At 41.4% G+C, this 13213-nt stretch carries 7 protein-coding genes; all 7 read left to right on the forward strand.

Translation table 11 applies throughout. From position 1 onward, the window contains the following. The first annotated feature begins 27 nt into the window (after positions 1 to 27). The 7 genes from D1164_RS12715 (at position 28) to D1164_RS12745 (ending at position 12982) form a co-directional block, all read left to right on the forward strand. Positions 28 to 738, forward strand: a complete 711-nt coding sequence (locus D1164_RS12715) for an RNA polymerase sigma factor (RefSeq protein WP_119350361.1) — start codon at positions 28 to 30, stop codon at positions 736 to 738. Next, on the forward strand, positions 735 to 1826 hold the full coding sequence (locus D1164_RS12720; protein WP_119350362.1) for a FecR family protein: 1092 nt from the start codon (positions 735 to 737) through the stop codon (positions 1824 to 1826). The genes D1164_RS12715 and D1164_RS12720 overlap by 4 nt, the downstream gene beginning before the upstream one ends. Positions 1827 to 2003: 177 nt before the next feature. Next, entirely contained in the window at positions 2004 to 5216 is a 3213-nt protein-coding gene (locus tag D1164_RS12725) for a TonB-dependent receptor (protein WP_172594445.1), read from the forward strand. A 10-nt stretch (positions 5217 to 5226) separates the two neighbouring features. Further along, complete coding sequence (locus D1164_RS12730) at positions 5227 to 6939, forward strand: RagB/SusD family nutrient uptake outer membrane protein (protein WP_119350364.1); 1713 nt, start codon at positions 5227 to 5229, stop codon at positions 6937 to 6939. A gap of 185 nt (positions 6940 to 7124) precedes the next feature. Beyond that, the gene (locus tag D1164_RS12735; protein ID WP_119350365.1) at positions 7125 to 9143 is read left to right on the forward strand and encodes an FG-GAP repeat domain-containing protein; all 2019 of its coding nucleotides are present in this window, start codon (positions 7125 to 7127) and stop codon (positions 9141 to 9143) included. A gap of 40 nt (positions 9144 to 9183) precedes the next feature. After that, entirely contained in the window at positions 9184 to 10089 is a 906-nt protein-coding gene (locus tag D1164_RS12740) for an endonuclease/exonuclease/phosphatase family protein (RefSeq protein WP_119350366.1), read from the forward strand. Positions 10090 to 10174: 85 nt separating this feature from the next. Further along, on the forward strand, positions 10175 to 12982 hold the full coding sequence (locus D1164_RS12745) for a glycoside hydrolase family 2 protein (RefSeq protein WP_119350367.1): 2808 nt from the start codon (positions 10175 to 10177) through the stop codon (positions 12980 to 12982). Positions 12983 to 13213 lie beyond the last annotated feature (231 nt).

A 13213-nucleotide genomic window follows, 5' to 3' on the forward strand; every position in this document is an offset into this window, starting at 1 on the left:
TAATGCCTGTTTAAACCCACTCTAAGTATGACAGAATATTTATATTTGTTGCCAGTCAGAGGAAACCAAAGCAACGAAATGGAACAAATTGAACTGTCATATTGGGTTCGGTTTAAAAGAGGAGACCAGGAAGCCCTGGGGATAATATTTCAAACTTATTTTAACGAAATGTATTACTACGGCATGAAGATTATACCCATGCCCGACCTGGTGAAGGATGTAATACAGGAGATGTTCGTACACTTGTGGGAAAGAAGAAAACAGATTGGCGAAGTCACAAAAGTGAAGCCTTACCTCTTGGTTACCTTGCGAAACGAATTAATTCACAGAACAAAAAATAACCGTTTTTCTGAAATGGAAAAGGCGTTAAAAACAGAAGCCTTTACCCTCGGAGCGGAGGATTTTATTATTGGAGAGGAGAATTCGAAGGAATTAAACAAACGTTTGGTCGACAGTTTAAATCAGCTCTCGGAACGCCAGCGCGAGGTAATCATGCTGCGATTTTTTCATAATTTCGGCTTCGACGAACTGGCAGAGATACTTGACATGAATGTTCAGTCCGTTCGGAATTTGTTGTTCCGGGCCCTGGAGAAAATCAGGAAAGACCTGAAAGACACCGGATTTCACAGCGCAGATAATATTGAAATTATTTTATTCAATCTTTTTCAAAAAAAACTAAGTTTAAGTGAGTATAAAACGGCTGAATTTCCTCCTTTAAGTAGAAAGAAGCAAAAATGAGCCGTTTTCAAAAAGAAATATACGAAAATTTAATTGCCGATAACCGTTTTGTTCACTGGGCGTCAGGACGCGATAATACAGAAGCCGGATATTGGAAAGATTGGAGGATGAATCATCCGGAATGGGAGGCTGAATTTTCAGAAGCCTTAAAAACTGTACGTCTTTTTCGTTTTGAAACACCTAAGATTTCCGATTCTGAAATACATTATTTCTGGCAAAAAACCCGCAGGCAGATTAATGCCCGAAATAGAGGGAAGCAGATTGGCCGGTTTACGCTTTGGGCCGGCAGGGTGGCAGCCGTTTTACTTATTCCATTACTGGTAACTGTGGTTTGGTTATACCTGCAAAATATGTCGGTAAAATCGGACTACGAGCAAATTGCTCAGTACAACAATTCAAATCCGGTTACGGTGAAAGCTCCCATAGGAGGAATTGTAGATTTAAAACTGCCTGACGGATCAAAAGTCTGGTTGAATGCAGGGTCGGAACTGAAATACCCGGCCAGTTTCAGTGGGGCACAACGCGAGGTCAGCATCGTAGGGGAAGCATTTTTTGACGTAGAAAAAGCAGACGCACCCTTTGTGGTAAATAATCTCGGTCCGCAGGTGACGGTTTACGGCACGCAATTTAACGTGAACGCTTACCACAACGAAGAGGATGTTGTTGTGGCGCTTGCAAAAGGGAAGGTGTCGTTAACAGTAAATAATGAAGAACAATTTCTGGAACCCGGTGAAATTTCAGTGTTTAACAAGGATAAACGTACATTGACGATTAAACAAATGCCGATAGATCAGTTTGTAAACTGGCGTTCCGGCGAACTCATATTCCGGGATGCCACGTTGGCTTCCATTGCCCGCACGCTTGAACGGCGTTACAATGCCCGCATTAAAATTGTGGATGCAACAGTGGCTAATTATACCTACAATGTTATAGTAAGGGTAGAGACTTTTGAACAGATACTGGAATTGCTTACACTTACTGCACCCATAAAATATACCTATATAAAACCGGAACAAAATGCTGATTCTTCCTATTCGCAGGCCGAAGTAATTATATCGAAAGATAAAAAACGAAGTATAAAACAATAAATTTATTTTGCCTATGTAGAATGTCTTACAACAAAAAAATGTGGGTACTGCGCCAACACCACCCACATTAAAAGAGTTTTTAATTAATCGTTTAAATTAATCAGTTACAAATTTATGAAAAAAAAATTAACGAGAGGTGGGATATGTTCTCCCAGCCTTCGGCATCTAATTTTAAAAATGAAATTATCCGCTTTTATATTCTTTTTTGTTATTTACCAATCGATGGCCGGTTCATTACTGGCTCAGGGAAAGTTTTCGCTGGAACTTAAAAATACAACGGTGGAACAGATACTCCTGAAATTGGAAAAACAAAGTAAACTGGGTTTTATCTACAACAAAGATCTTGTTGATGTAGGAATGAAAATAGATATTGATGTTCAGGAAGCAACGGTCGATGAAATATTAAAGCTGTTGTTCCCGAACGATAATGTAACCTTCTACCGTGTAAATAACCAGATTGTAATCAGCCCGAAGTTTATTGTAGATCAGCAGCAAAAATCCGTTTCGGGTAAAGTCACCGACTCCGGTGGCCAGCCCCTGCCCGGTGTAACCGTAGTGGTAAAAGGCACTACACAAGGTACCGTTACCAATGCCGATGGAGAGTACTCCTTAGCCAGTATTTCAGAGGAAGATATACTGCAATTTTCGTTTGTGGGTATGAAAACACAGGAAATACCTGTTGGTAACAGGACTACCATTAATACGAAAATGGAAGAAGATGCCATTGGGATTGAGGAAGTAATTGCCGTTGGCTATGGTACGCAGAAAAAATCGGATTTGACCGGTTCAATTGCTTCTGTAAAGATATCAGATCTGCAGGAAAGACCAGCAGTGAGTCTGATAGAAAAAATGCAGGGAAAGGCGACTGGTGTTGACATCGTACAAAACAGCGGAACTCCGGGTTCAATTCCAACCATAAGAATTCGGGGAAATCGTTCTTTTAGTGCATCAAACGATCCACTTTACGTTGTAGATGGTATTCCACTGGAAGGAGGGATTAACGATATCAACCCTAATGATATAGTTTCAATTGAAATTCTTAAAGATGCCGCATCTTGTGCAATTTACGGTTCACGTGGTGCCAACGGGGTAATTCTTGTTACTACAAAAAGAGGAAGTGCTTCCAAAGCCACTATCTCCTACAATACATATTATGGGTTTACTCAGATCAGCCGCATGGTAGATATGATGAATGCAGAAGAATTTGCCGAATACCGTCGGGAAGCCTACCGGGCCACCAATTCATACATTGACGACGAACACCTTTTCGAAACGGTCCAGTTGGAAAACCTTAGGAATGGAATATCCTATGATTATCCCGATATGATTTTCAGCCAGGGCTATAAAACCGACCAACAACTGAGTTTTTCCGGAGGAAACGAAAAAACACAGTTTGCCCTTTCTGCAGGATATTATGATGAAAAAGGGACCATTAAAAACATGTATTACAAACGGTACACTCTTCGACTTAACCTGGATCATCGCTTTAACAAGTGGTTTAAGGTGGGAACCTCAACTCTGCTAACCCGGAGTCTAAATGATGTAGGGACAACTGCCGCCATTGAAAGCGCATTGCTCAATTCGCCAATCGGACAAGCCTTTGACCCGGAAACAGGGGAACCGTTTTTCCTGCCAACTACTGACGGACAATTATCTAACCCACTGTTTGACATTGAATCGGAAAACTTCACGGATGAATACAAAATTAACCGTGTCTTCTCATCTGTTTATGCTGAAATTGACTTCCTGAAATATCTAAACTACCGCCTGAATTTCGGAGTCGATAACCGCGACCAGCGGCGTGGACTTTTCCGTGGAACATATACAGACTCTAACCTGGGAGGTGCTTCTGATGCCACAGTGGAAAACATGGGCAAATTCACCTATACATTGGAAAACATCCTGAAATTCAGTAAAAACTTCGATCAGAATCATCAGGTAGATTTTACCTTGATGCAATCGCTTCAAAGTTTTTCAGAAGAGTATTATGGTTTTTCTGTAAATGACTTGCCATACGAGACCCAAAAGTTTTACAATATGAATACAGGAAGCACTGTTCTTGGAGTTGATAGTCAGTTGGAAGAATGGAAAATGGCGTCGTTCATGGGAAGGATCAACTACGATTATAATGGAAAATACCTCATTCAGGCCACCCTTCGTGCTGACGGCTCCTCCCGGTTATCAAAAGGAAAAAAATGGGGATATTTCCCTTCAGGGGCTCTTGGCTGGAGAATTATCAACGAACCCTGGATGCAGGATTTACCCTTTATTTCCAATCTGAAACTTCGTGCCAGTTATGGCGTTACGGGGAATACGGCCATTAATCCTTATCAAACCCAGGGAGCACTTGCTCAAACCGTTTATGACTGGGATGGTTCTCCGGGATACGGATATGCACTGAATGATATTCCTAACCCCGATCTGAGATGGGAAAGCACAGCAACAATTGATGCAGGTATCGATTTTGGAATCCTGAAAGGCCGGATTAACGGCTCCGTAGACTACTATAACGCCAAAACTTCTGATTTATTAATGCTACGTCAGTTGCCCATAACCTCAGGATATTCCAGTGTACTTGAAAATGTTGGCTCCACAAGAAACAAAGGAATTGAAATAAATTTAAACACTATAATTCTTGAAAATCCGAAAGGGATTAACTGGAAAATGGATATCAACTGGTTTGCCAATAAAGAAGAGATACTAGAGCTTTATGACGGAAAGAAAGACGACGTGGGTAACAATTGGTTCATTGGTCATCCACTTTCTGTTTTTTATGATTATAAAAAAATAGGTATCTGGCAGAGCCATGAGGAAGAAGAAGCTACTTCCTATGGATTTTATCCGGGCGAAATCAAAATTAAAGATCAGGAACCGAATGGGGTAATTGACTCCGATGACAGGGTAATCCGTGGCTCGTCGGTGCCTAAGTGGAACGCAGGAATCACCAATCGATTTGAATTCAAAGGATTAGACCTCTCATGTTTCGTTTTTATCCGCCATGGTTCCACCATTTACAGCAGATTTCATCACGAATTCAATTCTCTTGCCGGAAGATACAATAACCTTGATGTGGACTACTGGACACCCGATAACCCAACAAATGCTTATCCGCGTCCAAACCAAAATCAAAACTACGCACGGTACGACTCGTCAAACAATTATTTTGATGGCTCTTTTGTGAAAATCAGGAATATTACCCTTGGTTATACCCTTTCGAAAAAGCTAATTGAGGCAGTTAAAATGAGTAATGCCAGGATATATATTACGGCCGACAATCCTTTTATGTTTACCAAATATGAAGGATGGGATCCGGAAAATGATAAAGGCATTCTCTACTACGATGTCCCCAACAGTAAAGCAATTGTTTTTGGTCTTAACGTAAACTTCTAAAATTAAAGTTATGAACAAAATAAAACAAATCACGCGTATTTTATTTATTCTGATATTCGCCTCCTCCATACAGTCCTGTAATGAATACCTGAAAGAAGAAATGGTTTCCGATGTAAGTGCGGAATCCTATTATACAACCGAAGCCGGATTGAATGATGCTGTCGAAGCTGCGTATTCCTATCTGAAAGTCATGTATTTTGGTCAGGAGGATGGAATGAGTATGACTGTTTACGGCACCGACCTTCATGCCAATGGTTCCGACGGTAGAAAAGTACTTGGGCAATATCGTTTTGATTCATCCGAAGGTAACAGCTGGAATGTTTGGAGAACCATGTACCAGGGAATCAATCAGTGCAACGCGGTGGTAGGCCGTACTTCAGTAAATGAAAAAATAAGAGAAGACATCAAGAGTGGGTTAATCGCTCAGACTCGTTTCTTAAGAGCACTATACTATTTTGTTTTGGTTCGTCAGTTTGGTGATGTCCATCTTTCTCTCGAAGAAACGGTAGGGGTTGAAACGGAAGCCAACAGAACCTCTGCGAAAACCATCTATTCCACGGCAATTATCCCTGACCTTGAATATGCTATTGAGAACCTACCCGAAACTCAAAGTGAATACGGAAGGGCAACTAAGGTTGCAGCCCAGTTTTTATTATCGAAAGTATACTTAACCTATGGCTGGCTGACCGGCAAGACGGAAGATTTTGACAAATCTATTGAACTGGCACAAGCAGTTATAGACAACGAAAATTATTCGCTACTGTCGGATTATGCTGATTTATGGGACATTAACAATCAAAAAAACAGCGAAGTAATCTGGAGTATACAAAACTCAACCGACCCACTTACCCGTGGAACAGGTAATCGTTCCCATCTCTTTTTTCTTATGGGATATGATAAACTTCCCGGGATGAAACGTTCCATTGATTATGGACGGCCTTATATCCGTTTTTCTCCTACGCCATATGCCCTGTCTCTTTGGGATCGAAAATACGATGCCCGTTACTACAAAAGTTATCAGCATGTTTGGTATGCAAACAATACGGCGAACCTGCTTCCTAATCAGGAAATAGGAGATACTGCCATTTTCCTCCCCGGTGTTAATGTTGGCGAAAAGTATTATGTAGCCGACGAAAACGGGAACCGGATTGAAAGAACCCTTACACAGGAATATGTAAACGAAAGGCACAATAAATCGGCGGTTATTTATACACCTGACGAAAGAAATAATGAAGCCGGAACCGGTTATTCAGAACGGGTTTATGCCTCGTTGTGGAAATTTATCGATCCCACGCGAGAGTCAATAAATCTCAAAGAAGGCACCCGCGACTTCTTCGTGATGCGTTTAGCCGAGGCCTATCTGATTGCTGCCGAAGCGTATTTCAAAACAGACGATCTTGACAAAGCTGCCGAAATGCTAAGCATTGTTCGGAAACGTGCTGCCTGGCCAGGCTTTGAACAAGAAATGAATATTTCTGCAAACGACGTTACTTTGGAGTTAATACTTGATGAACGTGGGCGCGAGTTATTGGGAGAAATGCAAAGATGGTATGATTTAACCCGTATGGGATTTCTTATTGATCGGGTAAAAGCATATTGCAACGCAACCAACAGCCCGAACTATGCAGTCGATAATATCAGTGAAAAACATCTGTTAAGGCCAATACCTCAGAATCAGATCGACAGATGTTCAAATGACTACGGGCAAAATCCGGGATATTAATATTGCTAATCCGTAATGAATGAAAATTAATTAATAATTGGCGATTTTAAGGACGTTTTATTTTCAGATCCGGAAATAGGCAGATTTTGAACTATACAGGGACAATCGGAAAAGAATCTTATGCCTTTTCCATAAAATTTGCTGCTTTTCCCTGAAAATAAAGCGTCCTTTTTTATTTTTAAGCTATGAATAAAGTAAAAAACAGAAGTATAAATCTACTCTTACTCATTGCCCTTTTCCTGGCAATGGGGTGTACTCCAAATCAACCAACCCGTTCAGAACAACCAATTCAAAATAAAGGCGTACAAAAAATGGAGTACAACAATCCCGGACTACTGGTGGATTTGGATGTTGGTTTTAAATCGGTTCCCATGCCCATGGACTTTGATGGCGACGGCGATCTTGATTTGCTCATTTCCGAATCGGGAAGCTATGCCGAATCTGGTGTTTTTTATTTTGAAAATATTAGTGGGAATGTTGATTTACCCGTTTACCGGTATGGAATGCGGGTTAACTCCGAGCGGTTTCGATTGGGGTACGATGGAAAGTTTTTCGAAGCGTCTGATGTTAATGGGCATATTCACGTGCTTACTCCCGACCGCACGAATGAAACGCTGCTTATTTACGAAGATGTGCCGCAAAATGTATTTTGGAAAAGAATGAATATGCCCGCACAGTTAAATGAATATGTTCGGAATACGAACGCAAATACCTGGAAAATAATTGATTTTGATGGTGATTCTAAATATGATCTTGTGGCTGGGATTATGTCACGCCAGGGCAATTCACTCCTGTTTTTCAAAAATAGCGGTACAAATGAAAAGCCTGTTTATGAAAAGCCCGAAAACATTCTGACAGGAAAGGGAAAACCTTTTAAAAATGGTTTGAACCTCGAAGTAGCGCTGGCAGACTATGATAATGACGGAGATGTGGATTATGTTGTAACCGGCAGGTTTACGCACCTGGTTTATTTCGAGAATAAAGGCACTCCCCAAAAACATCTGTTTTCTGAAGGGGACACCATACGTTATAACGGAAAAAAAATACAATTGGTTTCCCGCTCCGGAAGTAATACAAAGCTAAAAGCAATTGATTTTAACCGTGATGGCTTTGTGGATATTATTGCCGGTGATGAGGATGGCAAGGTTTCATTCCTTAAAAATACAGGAAAAATAATCAATGGTGTTACCGAATTTCTGCCTCCGGTTTTTCTTCAACAGGAAGCAAAATTCCTCGATTTGGGGGCATTGGCTGCACCCCGGGTATTTGACTGGGATGGTGATGGACTGGACGATATAGTAGGAGGAAATGGCGTGGGAAATGTATACTTTGTAAAAAACCTCGGAGGAGACATTTCCAAATGGGCTGCCCCAAAAATATTGGAAGTTGATGGAACTCCCATAAGGATTATTCCCACAGAAGTGCTACCCAACACGGAAGACCCGCACTGGGGATATACCACTGTTGATGTAGGAGACTGGGATATGGACGGGTTACCCGATATTCTGGTGAATGAACACAATGGCAACATTGTATGGTTAAGAAATAAAGGGACACGGACAAAACCTGAACTATCAAAACCTCAGCCTATTGAAGTAGAATGGAAAGGTGAGCCCCTAAAACCAGCCTGGACACCTGGTGTTTCAAAAGGAAAAGAGTTACTGGCTCCCTGGCGTACTTCGCCGTTTATTATGGATTTTAACAACGACGGGCTAAATGATTTGGTTATGCTAGACTACGAAGGTTATTTAGCTGTTTATCTTCGGTTTAAAAAAGATGGAAAATTACTGCTTGCCCATCCGCAACGCAATTTTATTTACCCTGACGGGGAACCCATACTCCTGAATCAGCGAACAGGCTCCAGTCACGGACGTTTGAAAATCACGTTTGCCGACTGGGATGGCGACGGTTTGGAAGATCTCGTTTTTTCTTCGAAACCTGCTGTGGATTGGATGAAAAACATGGGAATGGAAGATGGAAAAATGGTTTTACAGTATATGGGACGTATCGTTTCCCGCACGCTGATGGGGCATACAGATGGTCCGGTGGTTTCTGATCTCAACAAAGATGGTATTCCCGACCTGCTGGTAGGTACTGAAACAGGGGTACTGTATTACTGGGAGCGTCCTTCAATTGAAATTACCACAACTATGACTACCACCGGGAAACAGACTCCAGCAACCTATAAATATTTCAAAAGATGAAGTCTAAAAAAGCTTAGACAAAAAGATAACCTAAAATAATATGCATAGAACTAAACAGTTTTATATCCTGCAAATTATTATAATGAACAAAATCATCTTATATCTGCTTTTCCCTGCGATGCTCTGGCAAGGCTCAGAGATTTATGCACAAAAAAGAAATACAGATTTGGGAATTGCGGTCATGTCGTTTAATATTCGGAATTCGAATGCAAAAGATGACCTGAATAGTTGGGAAAACCGCAGAAATTGGGTTGGAGATTTAATCCATTTTTATCAGCCTGACCTCATTGGCCTTCAGGAGGTTTTGCATCTGCAACTGGGCGATCTTTTAGAAAGACTTCCTGAATACGGCTATATTGGTGTAGCTCGTAACGATGGGAAGACCGAAGGCGAATACAGTCCCATTTTCTACAATAAAAAACGTTTCGAACTGATAAAAAGCGCGACCTTCTGGCTGGCTGAAGATACTGAGAAACCGAATAAAAGCTGGGGGGCTACCTATCGTATTGTAACCTGGGGACAGCTGAAAGATAAAAATACGGGGGACTATTTTTTCCTGTTTAATACGCATTTCGACAATCGGGAAAAGGCTCGCGAAGAAAGCGCCAGACTTCTGCTTGAAAAGGTAGGCCAAATTGCAGGTTCCCAACCGGCAATTATAACAGGAGACTTTAATTCCAATTCGCAATCAATTCCTTATCAAATCCTGACTGAAAGAAAAGGGAAGAAAGGGTTTTGGGATACAAGACTATTGGCAAAAAGTTGGTACGGTCCCCTATGGACATTTCACAGTTTTGGCAAAGTACCGGTAGAAAGCCGTGAACAGATTGATTATATTTTTAGCAATCGAAAAGTAACCGTAGAACAATATGTTAGTATCTCTGAGCAAAGAGGCGAAGTTTTCCCATCAGATCATCTGCCAATTCTTGTCCGAATTCAGTTCTAATGGATAAAGTAATTAATTTTACTGAAAAGATTGAGCACGGTTTTATCAAATAAAGGTTTTTATTAAAAATTAAATTCACAAGATAATGATGACAGTTCGGGCCTTAATTTTTGTTTTTTGTATTTTATTTTCAAATTCTATTTTTTCTCAGAATACACAAATTGTTTATCTCTCGGGTACCGATGCCGCCCATACCGTTGACTGGGATTTTTACTGTACCGATGGACAAAATAGCGGAGAATGGACAAAAATTCCGGTTCCCTCCAATTGGGAATTGCAGGGCTTTGGAACTTACAATTATGGACACGATTGGAAAAAAGCAAACATTAAATTGGGTAAGGAACATGGTCTGTACAAACATGAATTTGAAATTCCGGCTTCATGGAAAGGTAAGACTGTAAATATTGTTTTTGATGGCTCGATGACGGATACTGAAGTGAAAATCAACGGAAAATTGGCAGGTGAAATTCATCAGGGTGCATTTTATCGGTTTAAGTACGATATTTCCAAATTGCTGAAATACGGAAAGATAAATCTTTTGGAAGTTGATGTGGCAAAACATTCTTCTAATGAGTCAGTCAACCAGGCCGAGCGCCAGGCCGATTTCTGGATTTTCGGTGGTATTTTTCGCCCGGTTTTTCTTGAAGTACTTCCTGGCTCTCATATAAAACGCGCAGCCATTGACGCAAAAGCCGATGGCTCCTTCAAATCATTTATTGAGCTGAACGGACCAGGCTTAGGTTACTCCGTAGCAGTTCAATTATTCGACCTGGAAGGAAACCAAATGGGCCAAACAATCCGGGATAAAATAGAAGATGGAAATGTGGAAAAATGGATTTCCGGGAAATTTGAAAACGTGAAATCCTGGAATCCCGAATGGCCCAACCTTTATGACATGAAAATCAGCCTGAAAAAAGGAGAGGAGGTGTTACATGAAACCACCGAACGGATTGGCTTTCGCACAGTGGAACTGCGGGAACATGACGGGTTTTATGTAAACGGCGAAAAAGTGGTTTTCAAAGGGGTGAACCGCCACTCCTTCTGGCCGGAAACCGGCCGCTGTCTCAGCGAAGAGCATCATCTTACCGACATCAGGCTAATAAAGGAAATGAATATGAATGCTGTTCGCTGTTCACACTATGTTCCGGATAAACGGTTCCTGGAATTATGCGATTCTTTGGGTCTATTCGTGCTGGATGAAGTAACCGGATGGCAGAATAGTTATGATACAATTGTGGGGCCCAAACGGGTAAAAGAAACCATCCTGAAAGATGAGAACCACCCCAGTGTTGTAATTTGGAACCACGGAAACGAAGGTGGCTGGGACTTTGCCAACGAAAAAGGCTTTCATGAATATGACATTCAAAAACGACCGGTAATTTACCCGTGGTTATTGCGCAATGGAGCAGATACACACCATTATCCCGCTTACAATTATGCCATCGGACGATATATTAATGGAAATGATCCATTCATGGCTGCGGAGCTGCTGCATGGGCTATACGATGGCGGGCTTGGCGCCGGCCTTGAAGAATACTGGAAAAAATACCAGTCATCGCCGCTCCACGCAGGAGGTTTCCTCTGGGTACTGGCCGATGAAGCAGTTTTGCGTACCGATTTGGAAGGCACGGTTTACGACGGTGATGGGAATCATGCACCTGACGGAATTCTGGGGCCACACCGGGAAAAGGAAGGTAGCTTTTACACCGTCAAAGAAATCTGGTCGCCTGTGCAGGTGAAGCCGGTTACCATTAACCGCCGGTGGAACGGCAAACTATTCCTCGAAAATAAATTCATTTTTACCAACCTAAAGGATTGTTCTTTTGAATGGAAAGCAATTAAAACGGGGTTTGATAAGACAGAAAATGAAATTACAGGGAAAGGGACTTGCCAAAGTCCTTTTACAGAGCCAGGTGAAACGGCTGCTATAAAAGTTAATTTTGGGAAAGCGTTGCAAAAAGCGGATTTGTTATTGTTTACCGCCAATGATCCCCACGGGAATGAACTTTACACATGGAGTTGGCCGGTAATACAAACAGATGAAAAGGCTGCCGAATTAATAAAAATGATTGCCGGTAACCCATCAGAAATAGAAGTTAGTGAAAGCGAGAAAGCTGTTACTGTTTCAATTCCCGGTCTTGAAGTCTCACTCTCGAAAATGAATGGAACCCTTCTTTCCGTGAAAAACAGAAAAGGCGTGGTTTCCTTTACTGGTGGCCCGGTACCGGCAGGAGGGAATACTGAAATTACAGATCTACAATGGAGCAAAGAGCCTGGCAAAAATTTTACGTTTGAAATTACAACAAACAATTATCCCGAAAAAATAAAATGGACGTTGGAGAAAAACGGATTGTTACTACTCGAAGCCAGTCCCCTTCAAAATGAATTGCGGGATATCGATTTTTTCGGAATTTCCTTCAACTACCCCGAAGAAAAATGTAAAGGGATAAAATGGATGGGCCGCGGACCATACCGTGTGTGGAAAAACCGGATAAAAGGGAGTAATATGGGAGTATGGGACAAGACATACAACAACACCGTTACCGGTGAAAGCTTCAACAATTTGGTTTATCCCGAATTTAAAGGTTACCACGGGGACCTTTACTGGGCAATAATGCAAACTACCGAATCGGATTTTACAATTATTTCGGAAACGCCCCATTTATATTTCCAGCTGTTTAAGCCGGAAAAACCCAAGCATTTGGCAGGAGGAACACACCCGCCATTTCCCGAAGGTGATATTTCCTTTTTGTACGAAATTCCAGCTATCGGTACCAAATTCAAGCAACCCGAAGCATTGGGTCCCGGAAGCAGTAAAGGGTATTTCAGAGGGCATAAAGGAGATGAGGGCTACCCTATAAAGGTGTGGTTTGACTTTCGGAGCAAGGAGTAATAAGCTTGGAAGAGGAGTAAAATCTTTCTATCTTTCATGCGGTTCACTGTGTCTTCTCTGTGCTTTAACCAAAGAGGGCACAGAGAAGACACAGTGAAAGCACAAAAGGTCATGAAGAAAGGATTAAAGTATTACTTTTCGTTTTAGAAAATTTCTAATGCAGAATATCCAATACTCAATTTCCAAATAGTAATTTCCTTTGATTATTGGGAATTGAATATTGATTCTTGG

It is taken from the genome of Mariniphaga sediminis (assembly GCF_003573545.1).
In the GTDB taxonomy this organism is placed as follows: domain Bacteria; phylum Bacteroidota; class Bacteroidia; order Bacteroidales; family Prolixibacteraceae; genus Mariniphaga; species Mariniphaga sediminis.

What these genes read in the sequence shown, in the direction of transcription:
- D1164_RS12720 (WP_119350362.1), top strand. Translation starts at nt 735, where the DNA reads ATGAGCCGTTTTCAAAAAGAAATATACGAAAATTTAATTGCCGATAAC.
- D1164_RS12735 (WP_119350365.1), top strand. Translation starts at nt 7,125, where the DNA reads ATGAATAAAGTAAAAAACAGAAGTATAAATCTACTCTTACTCATTGCC.
- D1164_RS12725 (WP_172594445.1), top strand. Translation starts at nt 2,004, where the DNA reads ATGAAATTATCCGCTTTTATATTCTTTTTTGTTATTTACCAATCGATG.
- D1164_RS12730 (WP_119350364.1), top strand. Translation starts at nt 5,227, where the DNA reads ATGAACAAAATAAAACAAATCACGCGTATTTTATTTATTCTGATATTC.
- D1164_RS12715 (WP_119350361.1), top strand. Translation starts at nt 28, where the DNA reads ATGACAGAATATTTATATTTGTTGCCAGTCAGAGGAAACCAAAGCAAC.
- D1164_RS12740 (WP_119350366.1), top strand. Translation starts at nt 9,184, where the DNA reads ATGCATAGAACTAAACAGTTTTATATCCTGCAAATTATTATAATGAAC.
- D1164_RS12745 (WP_119350367.1), top strand. Translation starts at nt 10,175, where the DNA reads ATGATGACAGTTCGGGCCTTAATTTTTGTTTTTTGTATTTTATTTTCA.